General features: G+C 67.2%; 18 protein-coding genes. 10 read left to right on the plus strand and 8 right to left on the minus strand.

Features of this window, described 5'->3' with window-relative positions; genetic code table 11:
- Positions 1 to 7 precede the first annotated feature (7 nt).
- Complete coding sequence (locus NFE57_RS09525; protein WP_252135340.1) at positions 8 to 352, minus strand: pilus assembly protein PilZ; 345 nt, start codon at positions 350 to 352, stop codon at positions 8 to 10.
- 269 nt (positions 353 to 621) lie between these two features.
- Here NFE57_RS09525 and sucC point away from each other — a divergent pair, with 269 nt between their 5' ends.
- The 4 genes from sucC (at position 622) to NFE57_RS09545 (ending at position 4,702) form a co-directional block, all read left to right on the plus strand.
- Positions 622 to 1,821, plus strand: coding sequence for an ADP-forming succinate--CoA ligase subunit beta (gene sucC / locus NFE57_RS09530; RefSeq protein WP_252135341.1), 1,200 nt, complete (start codon positions 622 to 624; stop codon positions 1,819 to 1,821).
- 196 nt (positions 1,822 to 2,017) lie between these two features.
- Complete coding sequence (locus tag NFE57_RS09535) at positions 2,018 to 2,767, plus strand: electron transfer flavoprotein subunit beta/FixA family protein (protein WP_252135342.1); 750 nt, start codon at positions 2,018 to 2,020, stop codon at positions 2,765 to 2,767.
- Positions 2,768 to 2,883: 116 nt separating this feature from the next.
- Positions 2,884 to 3,813, plus strand: coding sequence for an electron transfer flavoprotein subunit alpha/FixB family protein (locus tag NFE57_RS09540; RefSeq protein WP_252135343.1), 930 nt, complete (start codon positions 2,884 to 2,886; stop codon positions 3,811 to 3,813).
- A 337-nt stretch (positions 3,814 to 4,150) separates the two neighbouring features.
- On the plus strand, positions 4,151 to 4,702 hold the full coding sequence (locus NFE57_RS09545) for an AAA family ATPase (protein ID WP_252135344.1): 552 nt from the start codon (positions 4,151 to 4,153) through the stop codon (positions 4,700 to 4,702).
- A 173-nt stretch (positions 4,703 to 4,875) separates the two neighbouring features.
- On the opposite strand, the gene NFE57_RS09550 is transcribed toward NFE57_RS09545, so the two are convergent.
- Positions 4,876 to 5,400, minus strand: a complete 525-nt coding sequence (locus NFE57_RS09550) for a YceD family protein (protein WP_252135345.1) — start codon at positions 5,398 to 5,400, stop codon at positions 4,876 to 4,878.
- Complete coding sequence (locus tag NFE57_RS09555; RefSeq protein ID WP_252135346.1) at positions 5,397 to 5,906, minus strand: ubiquinol-cytochrome C chaperone family protein; 510 nt, start codon at positions 5,904 to 5,906, stop codon at positions 5,397 to 5,399. Before NFE57_RS09555 ends, NFE57_RS09550 begins: the two co-directional genes overlap by 4 nt.
- 114 nt (positions 5,907 to 6,020) lie before the next feature.
- Here NFE57_RS09555 and NFE57_RS09560 point away from each other — a divergent pair, with 114 nt between their 5' ends.
- Positions 6,021 to 6,503: an outer membrane protein assembly factor BamE gene (locus NFE57_RS09560; RefSeq protein WP_252135347.1), complete on the plus strand. Its 483-nt coding sequence runs from the start codon at positions 6,021 to 6,023 to the stop codon at positions 6,501 to 6,503.
- 98 nt (positions 6,504 to 6,601) lie between these two features.
- Positions 6,602 to 6,997, plus strand: coding sequence for an RcnB family protein (locus NFE57_RS09565; protein WP_252135348.1), 396 nt, complete (start codon positions 6,602 to 6,604; stop codon positions 6,995 to 6,997).
- Between the two features lie 113 nt (positions 6,998 to 7,110).
- Here NFE57_RS09565 and pbpC read toward each other — a convergent pair whose 3' ends face one another.
- Positions 7,111 to 9,222: a penicillin-binding protein 1C gene (gene pbpC, locus NFE57_RS09570; RefSeq protein WP_252135349.1), complete on the minus strand. Its 2,112-nt coding sequence runs from the start codon at positions 9,220 to 9,222 to the stop codon at positions 7,111 to 7,113.
- Positions 9,223 to 9,326: 104 nt separating this feature from the next.
- Positions 9,327 to 15,119: an alpha-2-macroglobulin family protein gene (locus NFE57_RS09575; protein WP_252135350.1), complete on the minus strand. Its 5,793-nt coding sequence runs from the start codon at positions 15,117 to 15,119 to the stop codon at positions 9,327 to 9,329.
- 155 nt (positions 15,120 to 15,274) lie between these two features.
- Here NFE57_RS09575 and NFE57_RS09580 point away from each other — a divergent pair, with 155 nt between their 5' ends.
- The 4 genes from NFE57_RS09580 to NFE57_RS09595 are packed head-to-tail and all read left to right on the plus strand — an operon-like array spanning position 15,275 to position 19,440.
- The gene (locus NFE57_RS09580) at positions 15,275 to 16,684 is read left to right on the plus strand and encodes a glycosyl transferase family protein (protein WP_252135351.1); all 1,410 of its coding nucleotides are present in this window, start codon (positions 15,275 to 15,277) and stop codon (positions 16,682 to 16,684) included.
- Positions 16,681 to 17,706: a hypothetical protein gene (locus tag NFE57_RS09585; RefSeq protein WP_252135352.1), complete on the plus strand. Its 1,026-nt coding sequence runs from the start codon at positions 16,681 to 16,683 to the stop codon at positions 17,704 to 17,706. Before NFE57_RS09580 ends, NFE57_RS09585 begins: the two co-directional genes overlap by 4 nt.
- A gap of 55 nt (positions 17,707 to 17,761) precedes the next feature.
- On the plus strand, positions 17,762 to 18,676 hold the full coding sequence (locus NFE57_RS09590) for a sulfite exporter TauE/SafE family protein (protein WP_252135353.1): 915 nt from the start codon (positions 17,762 to 17,764) through the stop codon (positions 18,674 to 18,676).
- A complete protein-coding gene (locus tag NFE57_RS09595; protein WP_252135354.1) occupies positions 18,673 to 19,440 on the plus strand; it encodes a TIGR02186 family protein in 768 nt (255 codons plus the stop codon). Before NFE57_RS09590 ends, NFE57_RS09595 begins: the two co-directional genes overlap by 4 nt.
- 75 nt (positions 19,441 to 19,515) lie before the next feature.
- Here the strand turns inward: NFE57_RS09595 and nagA are convergent, their stop codons facing one another.
- The 3 genes from nagA to NFE57_RS09610 are packed head-to-tail and all read right to left on the minus strand — an operon-like array spanning position 19,516 to position 22,448.
- Positions 19,516 to 20,646 carry an N-acetylglucosamine-6-phosphate deacetylase gene (nagA, locus tag NFE57_RS09600; RefSeq protein WP_252135355.1) on the minus strand — a complete coding sequence of 377 codons (1,131 nt, stop codon included), beginning with the start codon at positions 20,644 to 20,646 and terminating at the stop codon, positions 19,516 to 19,518.
- Positions 20,646 to 21,653, minus strand: a complete 1,008-nt coding sequence (locus NFE57_RS09605; RefSeq protein WP_252135442.1) for an SIS domain-containing protein — start codon at positions 21,651 to 21,653, stop codon at positions 20,646 to 20,648. Before NFE57_RS09605 ends, nagA begins: the two co-directional genes overlap by 1 nt.
- Positions 21,654 to 21,707: 54 nt before the next feature.
- Positions 21,708 to 22,448 carry a GntR family transcriptional regulator gene (locus NFE57_RS09610; RefSeq protein ID WP_252135356.1) on the minus strand — a complete coding sequence of 247 codons (741 nt, stop codon included), beginning with the start codon at positions 22,446 to 22,448 and terminating at the stop codon, positions 21,708 to 21,710.
- Positions 22,449 to 22,556: the final 108 nt, after the last annotated feature.

The following is a 22,556-nucleotide window of genomic DNA, read 5'->3' on the forward strand; positions in this document are numbered from 1 at the left end:
GATCCTGTTATTGCGGCACCGGCCCGCTCCCCTGTTCCTCGCTCAGCCGCACGAGGTGGTCGAACACCGCGGGGTGGAGCGGGTTGGTGAACGCACAGCCGTAATGCAGCCCGTCGCGCCACGCGACCGTCGCCTCCAGGCTCGATAGCCCGGGCAGCGTCAGCCACACGATATGGTCCGGCCACAGCGTGAAGCTCGTCTCGGCGCGAAAGCCGGTGGTCGACAGGTCGAGGATATCGATCTCGAACCTGGTGGTGCCGCGATCGCGCAACTGAGCCTTCAACCGCACCGGCTTGCGCAGTGCGTGGCGGTTGTCGCCGCTCCCGTCGGACCCGCCCGGTGTTGATACCATCGGTGCTACTCTGAAACCTTCCCTCCCCCGCCTAGCCGCGATCGGCGATGGCGCCAAGATGCGGGATCATCCCCGCCACGGCCGCAAGAGGCCGCGTCATGGAGGCGGGATTGCCGCTGTCCGAACGTGGTCGTCCCGGCCCATGCCCAATATTGAGAACGCGACGCAATACCAACAACCGATCAAATTGCGGCCGTGGGGGTGGATTTGCCCGCGCGGCTGTGCTTAAGCGCCCCGCAAACCGTTCCGTCGTGAAGGACCGATCGCCGATGAACATCCACGAATATCAGGCCAAGGAATTGCTCGCGAAGTTCGGCGTGCCGGTGCCCGCCGGCTATGCCGCGTTGAGCGTCGAGGAGGCGGTCGAGGCCTCGAAGAAGCTTCCGGGCCCGCTCTACGTGGTCAAGGCGCAGATCCATGCCGGCGGTCGCGGCAAGGGCAAGTTCAAGGAACTCGGCCCCGATGCCAAGGGCGGTGTCCGCCTCGCACGAACCGCGGAAGAGGTGCGCGCTGCCGCCGCCGACATGCTCGGCAACACGCTGGTGACGGTGCAGACCGGCGACGCGGGCAAGCAGGTCAACCGTCTCTACGTCACCGACGGCGTCGATATCGCGCACGAATTCTACCTCGCGTTGCTGGTCGATCGCGTCACCGGCCGCGTCGCGTTCGTCGTCTCGACCGAGGGCGGGATGGATATCGAGACCGTCGCGCACGATACCCCTGAGAAGATCCACACCTTCGACGTCGATCCCGCGACCGGCTTCATGCCGCACCACGGCCGCGCGGTCGCCAATGCGCTCGGCCTCACCGGCGATCTCGCCAAGCAGGCACAGCGCCTCGCGGGCAAGGTCTACGATACTTTCCTCGGCACCGATGCCGCGCAGATCGAGATCAACCCGCTCGCCGTCACTGATGACGGGAAGCTGATGGTACTCGACGCCAAGGTCGGCTTCGATTCGAACGCGAGCTTCCGCCACAAGGATCTGCTCGACCTGCGCGACGAGACCGAGGAGGACCCGCAGGAGCTCGAGGCGTCGAAATACGACCTCGCCTATATCAAGCTCGATGGCAATATCGGTTGCATGGTCAACGGCGCCGGGCTCGCGATGGCGACGATGGACATCATCAAATTGAACGGCGAATTCCCCGCCAATTTCCTCGATGTCGGCGGCGGCGCCAACAAGGAAAAGGTGACCGCGGCGTTCAAGATCATCCTGTCCGATCCGGCGGTGAAGGGCATTCTGGTCAACATCTTTGGCGGCATCATGCGCTGCGACATCATCGCCGAAGGCATCGTCGCCGCGGCGAAGGAAGTGAATCTGTCGGTGCCGCTGGTCGTGCGACTCGAAGGCACCAATGTCGACAAGGGCAAGGAAATCCTCGCCAATTCGGGGCTCGCGATCGTTCCCGCGAACGATCTGGGCGATGCGGCGAAGAAGATCGTCGCCGAGGTCCGCAAGGCGGCGTGACCCCGGCCGTGCGATACCGCGATCAGGGGGCTCGGGCGGATACGTCCGGGCCCCTCGTCGTTTGAAGCGATGATATGGGCGGGGTAGGATACGGCTGCTTTCCATACCCGGCTTGTGAAATTGACGATTTATCGCCAAGGGGGCGCATACCGCGCCCAAGAATGGCGACAGAACCGACGAACGGAGGAGGCTCGAGATGAAAGTCCTGGTGCCGGTCAAGCGGGTGCTTGACTATAATGTGAAGCCTCGGGTGAAGGCGGACGGGACGGGGGTCGATCTGGCCAACGTCAAGATGAGCATGAACCCGTTTGACGAGATTGCGGTCGAAGAGGCGATCCGGCTGAAGGAGAAGGGCGCGGTCAGTGAGATCGTGGCGGTCTCGATCGGCGAGGCGAAGTGCCAGGAGACGCTGCGTACCGCGCTGGCGATGGGCGCCGACCGCGCGATCCACGTCCAGACCGACGATCGCGTCGAGCCTTTGGGCGTCGCCAAGATCCTCGCGAAGATCGTCGCGGAGGAGGCGCCTGAGCTGGTGATCCTCGGCAAGCAGGCGATCGACGACGACAACAACCAGACCGGCCAGATGCTCGCCGGGCTGCTCGGCTGGGGCCAGGGCACCTTCGCCTCGAAGGTCGAGATCGCGGGCGGCGTCGCCAAGGTGACGCGTGAGGTCGATGGCGGGCTCGAGACCGACGATCTCAAGCTGCCCGCGATCGTCACCACCGATCTGCGCCTCAACGAGCCGCGCTATGCGTCGCTGCCCAACATCATGAAGGCCAAGACCAAGCCGATGGCGGCCAGTACGCCCGCCGATTACGGCGTCGATGTCAGCCCGCGCGTCACCGTCACCAAGGTCGTCGAGCCGCCCAGGCGCAGTGCCGGGGTCAAGGTCGCCGATGTCGATGAACTGGTCGCCAAACTCAAGGCGATGGGCGTCGCCGGTTAACCCCAAACCGTTCGTGCTGAGCTTGTCGAAGCACCGTTCTTCTTTACTCCACCGGCAAAGCGGCCCTTCGACAAGCTCAGGGCGAACGGTGGGGAGGCAACGAAAGGTTTCTGAACATGAAGACTTTGGTTTGGGTCGAGCATGACGGCACGGCCGTCAAGGACGCCACGCTCGCCGTGGTCACCGCGGCGGCGAAGCTGGGCGAGGTCCATCTGCTGGTCGCCGGGCAAGGCGTGGACGGCGTTGCTGCCGCGGCCGCGGCCATCGCCGGCGTGGGCAAGGTCCATGTCGCCGACGATGCGGCTTATGCGCACGCGCTGGCCGAAAACGTCGCGCCCTTGGTCGCCGATCTGATGGGGCATCACGACGCGTTCCTCGCGCCGGCCACCACCAATGGCAAGAACATCGCGCCGCGCGTCGCCGCGCTGCTCGATGTGATGCAGATCAGCGATATCCTGTCGGTCGAGGGTGCCGACAGCTTCACGCGCCCGATCTATGCGGGCAATGCGATCGCGACGGTCAAGACCAGCGACAAGAAGCTCGTCATCACCGTGCGCACCACCGCGTTCGACAAGGCGAGCCCCACCGGCGGCGCGGGCAGCATCGAGGCGGTCGCGTCGACCGGCGACAAGGGTCTGTCGAGCTTCGCAGGGGCGGAGATCGCCAAGCTCGAACGTCCCGAGCTGACCAGCGCCAAGGTGATCGTCTCGGGCGGCCGGGCGCTGCAATCGAGCGAGAATTTCACCACGCTCATCGAACCGCTCGCCGACAAGCTCGGCGCCGCGGTCGGGGCTTCCCGCGCGGCGGTCGATGCGGGCTATGTCCCCAACGATTATCAGGTCGGGCAGACCGGCAAGATCGTTGCGCCGGAAGTCTATATCGCGATCGGCATTTCGGGCGCGATCCAGCACCTCGCCGGCATGAAGGATTCCAAAACCATCATCGCGATCAACAAGGACGAGGACGCCCCGATCTTCCAGGTCGCCGACATCGGCCTCGTCGGCGATCTCTACAAGATCGTCCCCGAGTTGATCGAGAAGCTCTGACGATGCGCGCGGGATAGCCAGCCTATCCCGCGCCACGCCCCGCCGCACGCTTCGTCACCCCGGACTTGTTCCGGGGTTCAGGCCGCCGCACGCACCAATCCTTGCGACGGCGCGAGCCCGTCCGGCCCGACAAACCGGGGCAACCCCGCCCCTATGAATGTTGGAAAATTGCTGTCACACCGTCGGTCATGCGCGGCCGGTCGACTCCCGTTTCCGCTATTCTACGCCACGACAGGGCTTTTTCAGCCTCGCGGCGTCACCCCCTCCAGAGCGTCAACTTTGTCAACTTAGGCCACTGGAAGCGCCTGTTTCCAACGTCTTACCAAAAGCGGTCCGCATGACCCCCAGCGATTCGCTCCACGTCGTCACCGGTGGCCCCGGCTCGGGGAAAACGACGCTGATCGACGCGCTCGCCGCCAGCGGGGTCGCCACTTCGCCTGAGGTGGGTCGCGCGATCATCAGGGAAGAAATGGCATCGGGCGGCACCGCGTTGCCATGGCGCGATCACCGCGCGTTCGCCGAAAAGATGCTGGTACGCGAGGTCGCCGCACACCGCGCCGCGCTTGCGATGGCGACCACGGTGGTGCTCGATCGCGGGGTGCCCGATGTGATCGCCTTCCTGCGCATTTCCGGGCTCGCGGTGCCGTCGCCGATCGACCGCGCGGCGCGCACCTGCCGTTATAACCCCCGCGTGTTCATCGCGCCCTGGTGGGACGCCATCTTCACCACCGACGCCGAGCGCAAGCAGACTGCGGACGAGGCGCGCGCCGCGTTCGCGGTGATGGCCGAGACCTATCGCGATTACGGCTACCACCTCGTCGAGCTGCCGCGCGCCAGCGTTGCGGCGCGGGTCGCGTTCGTCCGCGATCGGCTCAGCGACTTGCGATGAACGTGCGGCGGCTTGCCCCAAAAAGTAAGCCCCGTCGCGTTGGCGGCGGGGCTCCCTTTGATGATCCTCGGCGCAAGGCGTCGGATCGATCAAATTGCCTGGTCTTTCGATCAAGCCCATCATCAACGCGCAGGCATGCACGCGGTTCCCCCGGTGCGGAAAGAATCGTGTCGTCAGCGGCCGCGTGCGAGCTTTTCCTTGAGCCCCGCGAGCGCACCCAGCGGCCGCGCCTGCTCCTCGCTCAGCACCCCTGCGGCGCGCAACACCGCCTCGGCACCCGGCGCGCGCGGGAAGGGATCGAGCGCCAGCGCTACCGTCTCGGCGGCCGCCTCGCCCAGATCGATCGCCCCGCCGGTGATCGCGATCGTGTCGAGCGCATCGTCGCTCAACTCGATCTCGTCCTCATCGGGCTCCACGCCCTGGACGAACCGCAGCGCGACCGGTTCGTCGACCATGGCCGGGACCGGTTCGCCGGTGACGACGCACGCCTGGCTGACCGCGGCCGAAACCTTGCCCTTGGCGACGATGCCATCGGCCTCGCGCTGGAGCGTGAACGTGGCGGCAAGCCGGTCGATCGCGATCAGCCCGAAGCGTTCGGCAAGCGCCGCGCGCTCGGTGGCGTCGGCTTCGATCGCGATCCGGCGGGGCTGCTCGCCGATCGTATCGAGCCGGATGGGGCGCGAGAATTCGGGGGTCACGGCAATTGCCCCGCGAGCAGCGCCGCTGTCGGTTGCGCGTCGAGCGCGGTGCGCAAGACGACCAGTTGGTCGCGCGTATGGGTGAGCGCGGCAGCGGCGGGGGCGTTGTCGCGATACAGGTTGCGCACCAGCGCGGGGCCGAGATCGCCCTCGGCAAGCCCGGTGCGATACGCGCCCAGCCGCCCGCCGAGCATGCTCATCATCCGGCCGATGTGCTTGCCGACGACGACGTCGCCGATGCCGAGCTCGCGCAACTGGCCGTCCATATCGTCGACGAACCGTTCGGCGAGCTGCGTACTCGGCAGCGCGGCCGCCGGATCGGACTCGAGCCGCAGCAGCACCATCGTCAGGATCGCGGCGACCATATCGAACCGCCCGTCGACCGAATCGGGCACGCCGCCCTCGATATACCAGTGCGGTGCGCGCGCGCGGGCGACGATGGCGGCATAAAGCGCCGCCGTCGCGCGGTCGCCGCGTCTGCCCAACAGCCGGTCGATCAATCCCATCACATTACTCTTTCGACATACCTGCGGCCTTGTTCGGCTGGCCGGCAGCGCATATTGAGGCGATCGGCGCGCGATGCAATCCGCGTCGCGTTCCACCACGCCCGGGAGATCGGCATGCGTTTCAGTTCTACCCTCCTGATGGGCGCGGCGCTCGGTCTGGCCGGCGTGATGGCAAGCGGGTGCACCCCGCTCCGGTCGCATCAGGGCTATGTGGTCGATGTCGATCTGGTCAATTCGGTCCAGCCCGGGGTCGATAATCGCGAATCGGTGCTGGCGACGCTCGGCACACCCAGCTTCACCAGCCAGTTCAACCAGGGCGACTGGTATTATGTCGCACGCGACAGCCGCAACCTTGCCTATAACAATCCGCGGCCGGTCAACCAAAACACGCTCCAGATCAGCTTCGACAATGCCGGGACGGTGAGCAGTATCCGCCGCATCGGGCTCGAGCAGGTCGCCTCGATCCATCCGATGGGCAAGAAAACCCCGACCCTCGGGCGCGAGCGCGGCTTCTTCGACGAATTGTTCGGCAATATCGGCGCGGTCGGTGCACCGGGGGCGGGCCAGGTCGGGGGCGGCGGGCGCGACACCCCCTGACGCTAAGCGGAACTGTCGGGTCGCTTAAGACCTCATTCGCGCGCCGTTCAGCGTGCGCTGCCCATAAGGCTCTCTCATGTCGTTGGAGGGAGACTTGTATGTGTAAATTCCTCATCCTCGCGCTCGCTGCGGCGGTTGCCGTCCCGATGGCCGCGACCCCGGCGGCGGCGCAGCATCGCGACCATCCGGGCTGGCAGAATCGCGATCGCGGCCATCATTACGGCCGCGACGATTGGCGTGGCTGGCGACAGCAGAATCGCCAGACCTTTGCGCGCGGGCATTGGCAGGCGCCGTTTCGCTATGCCGCATTCCGGCCGGGGGTACGGATCGACCGTGCCTATTACGGCCCGCGCTATCGGATTGCCGATCCCTATCGCTATCATCTGCCGCGTCCCGGCCGGTATCGTCACTGGGTCCGGCATTATAACGATGTGCTGCTGATCGACACGCGGCGCGGCGTGGTGATCGACGTGATCCGCGATTTCTATTGGTAAGGGCTGGGGTGGCCGCGCCAATGATACGCTTTGGCGCGGCCGGTGCCTGTAACGACAGGCACCAGTCCCGAAAGGGAAAGGACCAATTTTAGAACGCCCGGCACGCGTTTTGGTTACCGCACCGTGAAAAGAACCTGGTCGACGACCGCGCCGTCCAGGTCGACGAGCCGCAACCGGTGCTGGCCGGGGCTCGCGAAGACCAGCGGTGCATCGGCCGCCGCCCCCAGATCGCGCCCGTCGAGCGTCAACCGGTGCGCGGTCACGTCGCCCGTTACGCGTATCCCCAGCCGCTGGCGGTCGATCGGAATGTCGGGATCGATCGCATAGACGCTGCCCGACACCGGATTGGCGATGCGCGGTCGCCGCGCGATCTCGGGCGCGGTCACGATCCGGCGCTGCCCGGTGCCGGCGATGAAATAATCGGTGCGGGGTTGCTCGCTGGTTCCCGCGAAGCCGACGCGCTCGGCCACCACTGCTTTGGGCCGCGCCGGCGCCGCTGGGCGCGCGTGCTCGTGGATCGCGAGCATCACGTCGCGCCATACCGGCGCTGCCCCGCTGGTGCCCGAGACGCCGCGCATCGGATCGCCTTCCTTGTTTCCCACCCACACGCCGACGGTGTAGCGGTCCGAATAGCCGATGCACCAATTGTCGCGCATCGCCTTCGAGGTGCCGGTCTTGACCGCCGCCCAGAACGGCAGCCTGAGCGCGCTGTCGATCCCGAAGGTGGCGACGCGGGCATTGGGATCGGCCAGCATGTCGCCGACGATCCACGCCGCCGCCGGGGTGGTGATCGCATGGGGGGCGGGCGGCGGATCGTCCTCGGTCAGCCTGAGGGCCGACCAGCGCCCGCCCTCGGCGAGGCTGCGGAACGCCGCGACCTGCTCCATCAGCGTAACCTCGGCTGACCCCAAAGCGAGCGAATAGCCGTAATATTGGCCGTCCTCGGTCAGCCCGCGAAAGCCGGTATCCCACAGCCGATCACGGAACTGATCGACCCCGACCAGCACCAGCGCGCGGACCGCGGGCACATTGAGCGATCCGGCCAGCGCGGTGCGCGCCGACACCGGCCCCTTGAAACTGCGGTCGTAATCCTGCGGCACGTAGAGCCCGCTCGCGGTATCGAGCTGGACGGGTGAATCGTCGAGGATCGAGGCGGCGGTCAGATAGCCTTTCTCGATCGCGTCGGCGTAGAGGAACGGCTTGAGCGTCGATCCCGCCTGGCGATAGCTGTTGGCGCCATCGACCGCGGGTGCGGTCGATTCGCTACCCGCGCCGCCGACATAAGCAAGCACATCGCCGGTCGCGTTATCGACGACGATCACCGCGCCGTCGCGCGCGCGCCCGGCGAGTCCGTGGAGCTGGCGGGCAAGGCTCGCGGTCGCGATCCGCTGCACCCGCGCGTCGAGCGTCGAGGTGACGCGGAGCCCTGGCCTGGTCAGCAGCCGGACCGCGAGATGCGGGGCCAGTTCGGGGTCGAGCTGGAGGCTGCGCGTTGGCCCGAGCATCCCCCAGGCCGCGGCCTGAAGCCGGTCGCACGGCACGCTGCCATGGCCCAGCGCGCAGGCGCGGCGCGCGATCGCGTCGGCCGAACCTTGCGGGTTGGGCAGCAAGGCGGTGAGCAGCAGCGCGTCGTCATGGCCGATCGCGTCGGGGGTTTTGCCGAACAGCCCCAGCGCGGCGGCGCCGATCCCCTGCGCCTCGCCGCGAAAGCCGGCGAGGTTGAGATAGGCTTCGAGGATCTGGTCCTTCGACCAATGCGCCTCGATCGTGCGGGCGGCGCGCATCTGGCGCACTTTGTCGAACCAGCCGCGCGTGCCCGGCGCGGCGATATCGGGGGCGAGAAAGCCCGCGAGCTGCATCGTCAGCGTGCTCGCGCCGCGCCCGCGCCGTCCCGCAATCCGATCGCGCGCCGCGCCGAACAGCGCCAGCCAGTCGATCCCGTGGTGGCGTCGAAAGCGCTGGTCCTCGGCGGCGATCAGCGTGTCGCGCATCACCGGCGACACCGTGTCGAGCGGCGTCCAGGCGAGCCTGCGGACCTGAAAGTCGACGCGCACGCTATCGATCAGCACGCCGTTGCGATCGTAAAGCCACGCTTCGGAAGGATGCCACGCCGCCTTGACCGCCTTGTACGACGGCAGCAGCGGCGGCCGGGTGACATAATCCCCCACCGCCACCAGCGCGGCGATCAGGAGGATCGCGATCAGCGCGATCCGGGGTCCATTCAACCACCGTTCGCCCTGAGCCTGTCGAACGGCGGTTCTTTTGCGCCACCGGCGGAACGACGAACGGTGCTTCGACAGGCTCAGCACGAACGGCTGAAGTGACAGCCTCACCGCTGGCGCACCGTCACCGGCTGGTTGGGCAGATCGGCATGGATTTCGGGCGAGTACATCGCCTCGACATGCGTCGGCGGCAATTGGAAGTGGCCCGCGCCATTCAGCCGCACCAGATACGAGACCTCGAACCGGCCGCGCGGCACCCAGTCGAAATAGGCGCGCCACGCATCGTTGCGCCGCTCGATATAGGCGGCCTGCACGCCGGCCTGCACGTCCCACAATTTACCGGAGCCGTCGGTCGCGAGGAAGCGGATGCCGCCGCCGTCGCTGCCCTGTTCGGCGAGCATCTGCGATTGGCCGCCGAGATCGCCGATGATCGTCGCGCCGGCGGGGATCGGGTCGCTCACCACCACCCAATTGCGCTCGGCGGTCGCCTCGACCTGGATCGTGACCTTGAGCACGTCGCCGCGTGTCAGCACGCCTTTGGTGCGCTGGCTGACCGCCGAGACCTGGCGCTTGACCTGATAGCCCGCCGCCAGCGGCTTGGTCAGCGGCACCGCCGCCGATACCGACACCGTTGCCCATGGTCCCTCGCCGCCGGTCTGGCGCAGCACCAGCGAGGTCTGCCGCGCCGGCAGCGGCAGCGCGATCGCGCGCGCGTCGCTCGCCAGCGGCCAGTCGCGGCTCACCGTGCGCGTGCCCAGCGTCAGCGTGGTCGTGCCGGTGATCGCGGTCGCCGGATAGAGTTGCGCGAACTTGCGCACCGCAATCGCACCCCAGGCGTTCGATGGCGTTGTGTCCCAGCGCCCGCGGAGTTGGCGCTGCGCGACGCCGACCATCATTTTCGGCGCATCGTCCTGCCAGCCGGGGCGGCCGAGCGTCGCGATCAGCGCCTTGATCGCGGCCTCGTCGTTCGACGACATCAGCCACCACGGCGCCTTGCTGCTGTCCGAAATGTCGAGCCGCGTGCCTTCGTAGACCAGCCTGGTGCGCAGCGCCGCGGCGACGCTCGCCTTGAGATCGGCGCCGTTCGCGAGCCCCTCGATATGATCGAGTGTTATCAGATAATCGGCAAGCACGCCGGTGGGCATCTCGCCCGGCGGCATCCCGATCTGGCCGAGCATCGCCGGGCTGGCCGCGCCCGCGCGCGCCAGCGCCGCCAGCGCGGCCAGCCGGGTCAGCCGCGGATCGCCGTAGCTTTGGTTGCGCAGCCGCCCGTCGATCACCGCGCCCAGCGCCTCGATCATCCGCGTCCGCACGCCGTCCGGCAGCGGCAGCCCGGCTTCGCTGCTGATCGACAGCACATAGGCAGTCAGCGCTTCGGAGCCATCGAGCGTGTCCGACGGGAAGTATCGCAACAGCCCGTCGGGGGCCTGATAGAGCGGCAGTTCGGCGGCCAGGCTCTGCCACGCGGCCTGATCGTCGAGCACGATCGCGCGCGAGAGCAATTGCTCGATGCAAACATACGGATAGGCGGCCATGAACGCGCGCACCCCCGCCATCGGCGGCGCCAGCGTGTCGCTGAGCCTGATGTCGATCGTACCACGCCCCGGCAGCGCGCCCGCGGGTGCGGCGATCGGAATGTTCCCACCCGAAACCCGCGTCAGCGTCGCCGCCCAGACCGAGACCGGCACCGCGGGGATCACTTCCTGATCGACCGTGAGCTGATCGGTCTTGCCGTCGGTCGAGCGTGCGGTGACATGCCATTTGAGGTTGGACACCCCTTCAGGCGCGGTCAGATTCCACGCGATCGGCGCGGCGCCGCCCGCCGGAATCGTCAGCGTCAGCGGCTTGCCGGTGGCGACGCGCGGTTGCACGTCGACCGTCGCCGTCACCGTCATCGGCTTGTCCGATCCGTTGCGCAGCGTGAAGCCGGCAGCGAAGAAATCGCCGCTGCGCACCAATGGCGGCAGCCCCGAGTAAAGCGACAGATCCTGCGCGGTTCGCACGCTCGTCGATCCGGTGCCGAACAGATTGGCGCCCTCGGTCGCGATCGCGACGAGTTTGAACGATGACAGCGAATCGGACAGCGGCACTGCGATCCGCGCATGGCCCTGCGCATCGAGTGCGACATGCCCCTTCCACAGCAGCACCGGCTGGAAATTGGTGCGGTTGAGCCCGGAAAGGTCGCCCTCGCCGCCGCCACCGCCCGGTGCGAGCGCCTTGCGCCCGTAATGCCGTTTGCCGACGACCTGCATCTGCGCGGTCGAGGTGAGGACCGACAGCGGCCGCTCGCCCATCATCGCGTCGAGCACGTCCCAGCTTGGGTTGGGCGCGAGCTGCAACAAGGCTTCGTCGACCGCGACGAAGGCCACATCGGCAGCCCGCGCCGGCGTGCCGTCGGGGCGCTTGACCTGCACGTCGACATTGGCCGTCGCCCGCGCGGCATAGCGCTCGCGATCGGCCTTGACCGCGACCTCGAGCCGATGCGCTTCCCAGCCCACTTTCACCTTGGCGATGCCGAGGCGATAGGCGGGCTTGGCGAGATCGACCGTTGCGGTGGGCCTGGTCGCCACCGGCGACCCGAACGGCAGCCCCCATTTATAGGCGAGGTGCGACAGCCACGACCAGAAGCCGTCGACGCGCCCGCGCACCGCGAGCACCGAGACATAGACGTCGGGCGCATAGCTGCCCGGCAGCTTGACCTCGATCACCGGGTCCTTGCCCGAAATCGCGGTGACATAGCTCGCGAGCACGCCCTCGCGCTCGACCGTCACCAGCGCGTGCGCGGATCGGAACGGCATCCGCACCTGGAAGCGCGCGGTTTCGCCGGCCTTATATTCTTGGCGTTCGGGGATGACGTCCATCCGGTCGCCATTGTCGCCGCCGAACCACCAATCGTCGTCGCCCGCCAGCCATACCGATCGTGTCGCGCGCGCCTGATTGCCCGCGCTGTCGGTGGTGGTCGCGACGACATAGACCTCGCCCGACACATCGGGGGCGAGGGTGCACCAGGCGAGCCCTTGCGCGTCGCTCGTCGCCGAGCAGCGGGCGTCGAGCCTGGTCGTCTGCATCTGGTTGTCATAGGCGTAGAAGCCGCCGATCAGCCGCCGCCGCGCGGTCAGGATCTGGCGGCTGTAGACCGCGACCGAAATCTTGCGGCCCTTGACCGGCTTGCCCGCGGTATCGAGCGCGACCAGCCGCAGCCGCAGATCGTCCTGCTTCATCATCCAGCCGTCGGTCTTGACGCCGAGTTGAATCGCCGACGGATAGAGCGCGATCTGCTGCGAGGCGGTGAGCGTCTCGCCGTTCGCGTCCTGATAATCCATCTCGACCCGCATGCTCGCGGGGCCGTCGAGGCTCTGCGGCACGTCGACCGCGCTGCGCGCGGTGCCGTCGGCACCCAGCGTCAACGGGATCGTCTGCGTCGGCGGCAGCGGGCTCGCGGTCTCCTCGCCATCGGGGTTGAGCGGCTTGACGCCCTCCACCACCTTGGCGCCGCCGAAGCTGTAGCCGTCATAGCCTTGCGGCGATGGCACGCTGTCGAACCAGCCGACCCTGAGGCTGACCGGCAGGCGCGAGGCGCCGCCGCCCGAAAGATAACCGACGAACAGGTCGAGCGGCACCGATTTGGGTTTCACCTGCGCTTCTTTGGGCCCGGTGATCGTCGCGCGCATCGTCGGCAGGCGATATTCGTCGACGCGGAAGCTCTGGTCGGTCCAGACCGTGTTGTCGTCGGTAACGACGGTGAGATCGTAATCGCCCATCGGGGCGCCCTTAGGCACCACCCATGAGGATTCGCCGGTGCCGTTGGCGTCGATCTTGAGCGGTAGTTCGAACTGGGTGTCCGATCCACGATGCGACAGTTTGAGCGTGCCGGTGAAGGCGGGCGATGCCGCGAAGCCGGTGGCCTTGGGCTGGCGCACGATATGCTTCATGTGGATCGTCTCGCCCTGGCGGACGAGCGCGCGGTCGAACACGGTATGGAACACCGGTTCGGTTGCTGAATAACCATAAGGCAGGTCGAAATCGTATGGGCGGATGCCCTCGTCCCAGCCGGTCAGGACGAAGCTCATGTCGTCGCCCAGCCGCGCGCTGACGATCAGCGGGTGGGGCGCGCTCTGGCTTTCGCAATTGCCGTAATTTTCGGGTTCGGGCAGCCCGGCGGGAATGTTGAGACCGCCGCTGCGATCGGTCACACCCTTGGCGAGCAGCGTGCCGGTGCAACTGTCGCTGATCTGGACGCGCGCATTGGCGATCGGCTTGCCGGTGTCGAGCGCGGTCACCCAGACGAGCGAGCGGTCGCGGCCCCATTTGAAATGCACCGACATGTTGGTGACGAGCGCTGCCGCGGCGACATAGCGCGGTGCATCGCGGCCGAGCAGCGCCTTGCCGAGCGCCGGACTCGCCAGTTCGACGACATAGAATCCGGGTTGTTTCAGCGGTATCCCGACAACTTCGAAAGTCTTGCCCTTGCCCGGCAGCGCGAGATTCATCGGCGTGCCCGTTCCATCGCTCAGGATCGGTTCGGCCCCGGTGTCGTTGATCCGCACGCGCTCCTTGCCGCGCGTCTCCTCGTGGCTCTTGTAATTGTCGGCCTGGTCGACCTTGCGCAGCCATTCGGCGATCTCGCGGTCCGATCCGTTGACGCGCAGGCGCTGGCCGCTGATTGCCACGTTACGGCCCTGTAGCGCGGGTTCGACGTTACGGACCGTGACGGGCAAGACGCCGCCCTGGCTCGCCTCGAGGATGCCGAATCCTGCGGCAAATTTTACCAGCGGCGGCGCCTCGTCGATACGCACCTCGAGCGGAAAGCGTTCGGCGTTCGACAGCATCCGGCCGCTTTCGTCCTTGATATCGGCGGGCAGTGTCAGCTTGGCGGTAACCGCGGGGGGTAACGGTGCCTTGAAGGTGAGGTCGGCGATCGTCGCCTTGCCCCTGGCGCTCTTGTCGATCGTCGGCGCGATCTGCGCGCCGTCGGGCATGACCAGCCGGATCGCGTTCGCTTGGTCCATCGCGATCGGCGCCGAGAAGCGGACATGCGCGTCCTCGACGGGGTTGCAGCCCGCCTGCGGGTTGACGCGGCCGCACTCGAAGCGGGCCGCGAAGGCCTTGCGCACGGTGAAGTCGAAGCGCTGTTCGGCACCGGCAGTCTTGCCGTTGGCACCCTTGATACCCGCGCCCCAGACCAGCGCCATGTCGCGCCCCGGCGGTAGCGGGCGACGGCATTTGAGTGCAGTCACGCCGGCAAGGAGTTGCTCACGCTGGCCGACGTCCTCGGGCAATGTCTGGGGCATGCCTGCCTGATCGAGGAAGTGACCGATCTCCCATAGATCGGTGCCCATTGCGCCGAGCAGCTTGGCGGGCACCGATCTGTCGAGCACGTCGACGGCGATTTTCTCGCCGATGCCGTCGACCGCGCAATAGGCGCCCGTGGCCACCGATTGCGGTGTCGCGGGCATATTCGCGGCGACGAGGAACACCTGATCTTCCTCGATGTCGCCGCCATAGCGATAAGGAAGCACGGCGCGCGCGACGGGGCCGCCGCTATCGACGGTGAAATGGCGCTGGCCGCCGATCGCATAGCCCGACAGGCTTTTCAGATCGTCGCGCAGATCGAAATTGCACGTGACGCCACCCGGCAGCGGGCGTGCGAATTCATGGACGAAGGTGGTCTGATCGACCCAGCGCCCCTGCCCCTCGACCGGGCATTTGACAGTGAAGGGCGTGGCCGCGCGCGGATCGCCCAGCGGCACCATCGCCTGATTGAAGCGCACCGTGAATCGTTCGATCGCGCCGTCGCCGATCCCAGGTGATGCCATCACCACCTGCGGTCCGCTGTCGCCGAGTGCGGCAAATGGAGCGAGCATGGCAGCAAGCAGCGCCGCGCGAGCGAAAAGCTTCATCGGTCGTTCCCCGTTCTGCGCGCCCCAAACGGACAAAACTACCCTGCGAGACCGGCAAGTCCAGCGCAAGTTTTTCGCATAATACGAAAAACTTGCTTAACGTCTTGGGTAGCGCGACCATCAGGCTTTCCGACTCGGGGGGAGGCTCGGAAGCCGTGGACTGGGGCTGGGTCGTCTGGGGGCTCGATGCTGTGGTGCGTGAGGCGATGCTGTTCGCAGCGGTCGGCTTCCTGATCGGCGGCATTGATGATCTCGCGATCGATGCCATCTTCTTCGTCCGCACTGGCTGGCGTCGGGCAACCGTGATGCGTCGTTACGCGCGCGCGCGGCTCGCCGATTTCGTCGTCGCGCAGGACGCCGACCGGCTCGTCATCTTCGTTGCCGCATGGGACGAATCGCGCGTGATCGGCGCGATGCTGGACACCGCATTGGCGCGGATCGATCATCCCAATTACCGGCTCTATGTCGGCGTCTATCCCAATGATCGCGCCACCATTGATGCCGTGGCCGAAATCGCAGCGGGCGATGGGCGTGTACGGCTGGTGATCGGCCCGCGGCCGGGTCCGACGACCAAGGCCGATTGCCTCAACGCGTTGTGGCGGGCGCTGCTGCGCGATGAGACGGCCGAAGGAGGACGCGCCAAGGCGGTCGTGCTCCACGATGCTGAAGATGTCGTCCATGCCGGTGAGCTTGCGATCTTCGATCGCCTGATCGATCGGCATTGGGTCGTTCAACTCCCCGTTCTCCCGCTCCCCGACCAATGTTCGCGGTTCGTCTCGGGGCATTATCTCGATGAATTCTCGGAGGCGCACACCAAGCAACTGGTTGTCCGTGAAGCATTGGGCGCGGGACTGCCGCTCGCCGGGGTCGGCTGCGCGATCGCGCGCGCCGCGCTCGATGCGATCGCGACGCTGCGCGGTGGCGTGCCGTTCGACGAATCGAGCCTGACTGAGGATTATGAGTTCGGGCTGCGCGTCGGTGTGCTCGGCGGCAGCGGTATTCTGGCGCGTATCCCCGAATATCCCGGCGGGCCGGTGGTCGCGGTCCGCGCCTATTTTCCCGCGACGCTCGACGCGGCGGTGCGGCAAAAGGCGCGCTGGCTGGTCGGCATCGCGCTGGCGGGGTGGGATCGCACCGGCTGGGGGCAGCGGCGCCATCTCGGCGAGCGCTGGATGCGGATGCGTGATCGCCGGGCGCCGCTCGCGGTGCTGGTGCTCGCGGCTGCTTATTTCGCGCTGGTGGTGTGGGGCGCGGCAACAGCCCTCCATTGGTCGACCGGAATCGCGCCGCCGCGGCTCGATGGGATGTTTAGTCTCCTGCTCTCGATCAACGCGATCCTGTTGGTGTGGCGGCTCGCGATGCGCGTCTGTTTCACCGGGCTCTCTTATGGTCGTCGCGAGGCATTGTGGGCACTGCCGCGCGCGTTTGTCGGCAATGTGATTGCAATGTTCGCGGTGCGCCGCGCGATCTGGCGCTATCTCGGGATGCTCGCAGGGCGTGCGCCACGTTGGGACAAAACGGCGCACCACTTTCCCACAGACGATGCGACCGAGCCGGTGCTGTGAGCGCCGGTGGCCGCCCGCTGCGCTTTCTCGCGATTGTGCTGGGTGGCTGGATCACGCTGCGGGTGGTGATGCTGTGGCCGGCGCTCAAAACCCCCGCTGCTGCCGTCGCCGTCTCCCTCCCGTACCGGGTGACCGCGAAGATCCCCGATCATGCATTCGTACCGCACCCGCCGTCCCGACGCGTCGAGGATCGGCGGCCGGGGGCGAGTCCGGTTTGGATGCGCCGCCGCGGGGTCGCGGTGCGCGCGCCGATCATCGCGGCATTGCGTCTTCCGCCTTCCGAGGTGGCTCGATCGTTGTCCAACACGACGGATACGCTCGCGCTTGCCCAGCGTACCGGGCATGACCCCGCCAGCTTACCGCTCGCCCCGCGCGCGGCGGCACCCGATTCGCGCTGGCTGGCAAGCGGCTGGATCGTACTGCGCGGCGATGGCGCGCCCGGTGCGGCGTTTGGCGGTAGTCAGCTTGGCGGCAGTCAGGCTGGCGCGCGGCTCGTCTATACGATCGATCAGCGCCGTCACATTGCGCTGGTCGGGCGCGTGGCGACGCCGCTCCGGGGGAACGGGCGCGAGGTAGCGCTGGGGGTTGAGTGGCAACCGATCCGCGCGCCAGTTCGGATGGTTGCCGAGCAACGGCTCGCCATCGATGGCGGCAAGGGCGGCCCGACGATCGGTGTGATCGGTGGTGTTGGTCCGGTAGCGGTGGCGCCGGGTGTGACGCTTGAGGCTTATGGCCAGGCCGGCGCGATTGCTCGTCGCGGCGGAGAGGGATTCGCCGATGGTGCGGCGCGGCTTGCGCATCGGGTCGCCACGATCGGGGGTGTCGGTATCGATCTTGGTGCAGGGGTTTGGGGTGCGGCGCAGCGCGACGCGGCGCGCCTTGATGCAGGCCCCTCAATGGCTGTCGATCTGTCGCTGGGGCAGCGTGCGCATGTTCGCCTGTCGCTCGATTGGCGGGCCCGGCTGGCGGGGGATACGCGGCCGGGGTCGGGGCCGGCGCTATCGCTCGGCACCGATTTTTGACGCACCGCGACATGCCGATGCTATCGCCGCGACGACGAACGCGATACCATCGGGGATGGACGTCTACCTGCCCATCGCCAATCTCTCGGTAAATGCGTTCGTGATCGTCCTGCTGGGCGGCGGCGTCGGGATATTGTCGGGGATGTTCGGGGTCGGCGGCGGCTTTCTCACGACTCCGCTGCTGATCGTCTACGGTATCCCGCCCACCGTCGCTGCGGCGACCTCGGCCAGTCAGGTCACCGGCTCCAGCGTTTCGGGTGTTCTCGCGCATGTCGGGCGTCAGGGCGTCGATATGAAGATGGGGGTTGTGCTCGTTACCGGCGGCATCGTCGGGACGGTTGCGGGCGGCTGGTTGTTCGCGTTGCTCCAGGCCACCGGTCAGATCGATACCGTGATCGCGCTGATCTACGTCGTGCTGCTCGGTGGCATCGGCGGGATGATGGCGGTCGAATCGCTGCAGGCAATCGCGGTGGTGCGTGGCGCCACGCCGCGTCGGCCGCGCAAGCGCAGGCATCATCCGATGATCGCGGCATTGCCGTTTCGCACGCGTTTCTATGCCTCGGGGCTCTATATCTCGCCGCTGGGGCCGTTGATGCTCGGCTTCTTCACCGGTATCCTCACGGTGCTGCTCGGCGTCGGCGGGGGTTTCATCATGGTGCCGGCGATGCTCTATCTACTGGGGATGAGCACTGCGGTGGTGGTTGGTACATCGTTGTTCCAGACCCTGTTCGTCACCGTGATCGCGACGATGGTGCACGCCACTACCACCAAGGCGGTCGATATCGTGCTCGCGGTGCTCCTGTTGATCGGATCGGTGGCGGGCGCGCAGATCGGCGCGCGGCTGGGGACGCGGATCAAACCCGAATATCTGCGGCTGCTGCTCGCGGTGATGGTGCTCGCGGTCGCGGTGCGTATGGCGGTCGGGCTCGGCTGGCGGCCGCCCGAACTCTATTCGGTCGACCTGCTGTGAGGCGGCGTATCTGGCCGTTGGTGCTGCTCGCGCCGCTGCTGATCGGGGCCGAGAAACCGACTCTGGTGCCCGATGTGTCACAACGCGATATCGAGATCGCGTACAGCTTCACCGGCGCCCAATTGCTGCTGTTCGGGGCGATCCTTTATCCCGGCGGGCGCGTGCCCGACGCGAAGGAGACGCCCGCCGAGGTGGTGGTCGTCGTCAAGGGCCCGACCCAATCGATCCTGCTGCGCGAGAAGCAGAAGATCGCCGGCATCTGGATCAACGCGGCAAGCATGCGTTTCCGCTCGGCGCCGTCCTTCTATGCGATCGCCTCGCCCGAGCCGATCGAGAAGCTGGTCGATGCGCGCACCCGCGCGATCTACGAACTCGGGCTCGACAGCCTCCAGCTATCGCCCGCCTCGACCGCGCCGATCGCCGAGCAGACGCGGTTCGCCAAGGGGTTGGTCGACGTGCGCCACCGCACCGGCCTCTATGTCGAGGAACCCGCGGCGGTCGAGATCACCGATGGCGTGCTGTATCGCGCCCGGATCGCGATCCCCGCGCGCGTCCCTGTCGGCAAGTTCACCGCCGAGACTTTCCTGATCCAGGACGGCCGCGTGCTCGCCGCGGCGGTGCGCGAGATCGATATCCGCAAATCGGGCTTCGAGCGCTTCGTCGCCAGTGCGGCCGAGCATGCCTCGATCCTCTACGGCCTCACTGCCGTTGCGATCGCGATCGGGCTCGGCTGGTTCGCGGGCTGGATCGCGCGGCGGATTTAGAGTGATGTCGAGCCGGATGGACTCATCTGGCGACTCGGAAGTAACGATAAACGAAAGATAATCCAGGCGCTGGCCTTAAGCCGCCTGCCCGGCAATCCACGTCCGTTCCACCGTCAGCGCGTCATCGGCCAGCACCAGGTCGGCGGCGAAGCCTGCGGCGATCGCGCCGGTGCGATCGGCCAGCCCGAGAAACGTCGCCGGGGTCGCCGACGCCATCGCGACCGCGGTCCTGAGCGACACCCGCCCTTGCGCGATCATATTGGCGACCGCTCCCGCCATTGTCAGCGTCGATCCCGCGAGCACGCCGTCGGCGCCGCGCAGGATGTCGCCCTCGCGCCGGATCGTGCGACCTTGCAGCAGGAAGGTCGCTTCGGTCGAACCGACACTCGGCATCGCATCGGTGACGAGCATCAGCCGGTCGGTCCGCTTGGCGCGCACCGCGACGCGCACCGTCGCGGGATGGAGATGGTGGCCGTCGACGATGATCCCCGCCCAGGTCGCATCATCCTCAAGCGCGGCGCCGACCATGCCCGGCGCGCGGTTGGCGAGCTGCGACATCGCGTTGAACAAATGGGTGAAGCCAGTCAGTCCGGCGTCGATCGCGCCGCGCACGGTCGCATAATCGGCGTCTGAATGCCCGGCCGAGACGATCACCCCGGCCGCCACCAGCCGCGCGATCTGCGCCGGTGTCGCGCGCTCGGGCGCCAGCGTCACCAGCGTGCGGCCGCGATGCGGGGTGGCGAGCAGATCGATCAGCCCGTCCTCAAGCTGGCGCAGCTTGGCTTCGGGATGGATTCCGCGCCGCAGCGGATTGAGGAACGGGCCCTCGATATGGATGCCCAATATCCCCGGCACGCCTTGCGCGATTGCCGCGTCGATCGCCGCGATCCCGCGTTCGACCACCGACAGATCGTCGCTGATCAGCGTCGGCAGCAGCCCCGTGGTACCGAAACGGCGGTGTGCGGCGGCGATCGTGGCGATCGTCGCGACGCTCGGATCGGTGTTGAACAGCGCGCCGCCGCCGCCATTGACCTGACAATCGATGAACCCCGGCAACAGCAATTTGCCGCCAAGGTCGACGATCGTCGCATCGGCGGGCGGCGACGAGGAGATCTCGCGAATGTGCGCACCGTGGATCACGACGCAAACATCGTCGCGCAGCCCCGACGGCAGCAGCACGCGAGCGTTGCAAAGCGCTATTGCCATCAAACGGTCTCGGTAACCTTGGCCAGATGCGGCGGCGAATCGGGATCGTGCCCGCGCGCGAGCGCGAGCGCGTTGGCGAGGCGGTAGAAGCTCTCGATCATCAGCAGCGGCTGGATCGCGGGGTCGGCGTCGAGCACGGGCAGCGCCATCCCCGGCGCATCGCCGAGCCCGGCGTGGAACAAGGTCGCGCCGCGTGCGGCAAATTCCTGCGCGAGCGCGGCAACGCTCGGGCGGGTCGCATCGTCCTGCGCGAACAGCAGGACCGGGAATCCCTTGCCGACCAGTGCCATCGGCCCGTGACGGACCTCGGCGGCGCTGAATGCTTCGGCGTGGAGGCCGCACGTTTCCTTGAGCTTGAGCGCGGCTTCCTGTGCGATGCCGTAACCCGGCCCGCGCCCGACGACATAAAGGCTCGTCGCGCGGTCGAGCGGGCCGAGCGCGGCGCCCCAATCGCAGTCCCAGGCACGACCGAGTGCATCGGGCAGCGTGTCGAGCACGCATGCCAGCGACGTATCGTTGCTCCAATGGGCGACCAGATCGAGTATTGCCGCAAGGCTCGCGACGAACGATTTGGTTGCCGCGACGCTGCGCTCGGGCCCGGCGTGGAGCGGCAGCGAGAGATCGGCACCGGCGGCGAGCGGCGATGTTTCGGCATTGGTCAGCGCGATGCCGTATGCGCCGCGCGCGCGCGCCGCCGCGAGCCCGCTCACTAGATCGGGGCTTTGGCCCGATTGCGAGATCGCCAGCATCACCATCTCGGCCATATCGGGCGCGGCATTATAGACCGACGCGACCGAGGGCGGCACTGAACTGGTCAGCACCCCGAGCCGGGTTTCGATCAGATAGCGCGCGAAAGTCGCCGCATTGTCCGAACTGCCGCGCGCGAGTGTCGCCACCGCGCAGGGGCGCCGGGTACGCAAACGCTCACCCAGTGCCACCAGCGCCGTACGATTGGCGTCACGCTGCCGCTGCACCACCGCGCCGGACTCGGCGGCTTCGTCGAACATCAGCGTGCGATCGGGGGAGGAGGGCAAGGACGCGAACTCCGGGTTCAGGGATAGCTATACGGGGCCGACGCTCAGCTCGGCCACGAAATCATAGGCGTCGCCGCGATAATAGGATCGCGTGAATTCGACCGTGCGCCCGTCCTGCGCGAAGCCGCGACGTTCGATCTCGAGCCCCGCCGAGGCCGGCTTGATCCCGAGCAACTCGGCCTGCTCGGGGGTGAAGAGCACCGCGCGCAGCCGCTGGAGCACGCGCACCGGGCGGTTGGCACCGAGCGCTTTGTAGAGCGAATCGGATACCAGATCGGGTGAGGCGAGCGCGCGCGCGGGGATCGTCGCATGTTCGAGCGCCATCGATTGGGTGTCGGCGTAGCGGATGCGGGTGAAGCGATAGACCGGGCTGCCCGGGCTCAGCCCCAACGCCATTGCTTCCTCGGGCGTGACACTGCCCTCGGAACGCGACAGCCATTCGCTGCGCGGCGCGCGCCCCCGCGAGAGCATGTCCTCGGTGAAGGATGAAATGGTGGCGAAATTCTTCTCGACGCGCGCAGCGACGAAGGTGCCCGCGCCCTGCCGGCGCGTCAGCAGCCGCGCGTCGACCAGCCCGTCGAGCGCCTTGCGCACCGTGACGCGCGACACCTTATAGGCCTCGGCAAGATCACGCTCCGGCGGCAACGCCTCGTCGGGGCCGAGCACGCGGTGTTCGATCGCCTCGCGCAAGACGCGCTGAAGCTGAAGATAGAGCGGCGCCGCGCTCGCCGTGTCCAGCCTGCCGATCCGTTCGACAATCATGTTCATCGCCCCCTGCACCAGCGCACCTTAGAGCGAGATGTAATGCCTATTCAATACCAAAATAGAAAAAAAGCACATTGGCATCATTTTTGGTATTGCATTCGGCGGTCGATC

It is taken from the genome of Hephaestia sp. MAHUQ-44 (assembly GCF_023806085.1).
GTDB lineage: Bacteria > Pseudomonadota > Alphaproteobacteria > Sphingomonadales > Sphingomonadaceae > Sphingomonas.

Bases quoted from the DNA above. Each gene is read 5' to 3' on its own strand.
- NFE57_RS09610 (WP_252135356.1), bottom strand. From the start codon at position 22,448: ATGAACATGATTGTCGAACGGATCGGCAGGCTGGACACGGCGAGCGCG.
- nagA (WP_252135355.1), bottom strand. From the start codon at position 20,646: ATGGCAATAGCGCTTTGCAACGCTCGCGTGCTGCTGCCGTCGGGGCTG.
- NFE57_RS09555 (WP_252135346.1), bottom strand. From the start codon at position 5,906: ATGGGATTGATCGACCGGCTGTTGGGCAGACGCGGCGACCGCGCGACG.
- NFE57_RS09525 (WP_252135340.1), bottom strand. From the start codon at position 352: ATGGTATCAACACCGGGCGGGTCCGACGGGAGCGGCGACAACCGCCAC.
- NFE57_RS09560 (WP_252135347.1), top strand. From the start codon at position 6,021: ATGCGTTTCAGTTCTACCCTCCTGATGGGCGCGGCGCTCGGTCTGGCC.
- NFE57_RS09535 (WP_252135342.1), top strand. From the start codon at position 2,018: ATGAAAGTCCTGGTGCCGGTCAAGCGGGTGCTTGACTATAATGTGAAG.
- NFE57_RS09545 (WP_252135344.1), top strand. From the start codon at position 4,151: ATGACCCCCAGCGATTCGCTCCACGTCGTCACCGGTGGCCCCGGCTCG.
- NFE57_RS09575 (WP_252135350.1), bottom strand. From the start codon at position 15,119: ATGAAGCTTTTCGCTCGCGCGGCGCTGCTTGCTGCCATGCTCGCTCCA.
- sucC (WP_252135341.1), top strand. From the start codon at position 622: ATGAACATCCACGAATATCAGGCCAAGGAATTGCTCGCGAAGTTCGGC.
- NFE57_RS09565 (WP_252135348.1), top strand. From the start codon at position 6,602: ATGTGTAAATTCCTCATCCTCGCGCTCGCTGCGGCGGTTGCCGTCCCG.
- NFE57_RS09590 (WP_252135353.1), top strand. From the start codon at position 17,762: ATGGACGTCTACCTGCCCATCGCCAATCTCTCGGTAAATGCGTTCGTG.
- NFE57_RS09605 (WP_252135442.1), bottom strand. From the start codon at position 21,653: ATGTTCGACGAAGCCGCCGAGTCCGGCGCGGTGGTGCAGCGGCAGCGT.
- NFE57_RS09540 (WP_252135343.1), top strand. From the start codon at position 2,884: ATGAAGACTTTGGTTTGGGTCGAGCATGACGGCACGGCCGTCAAGGAC.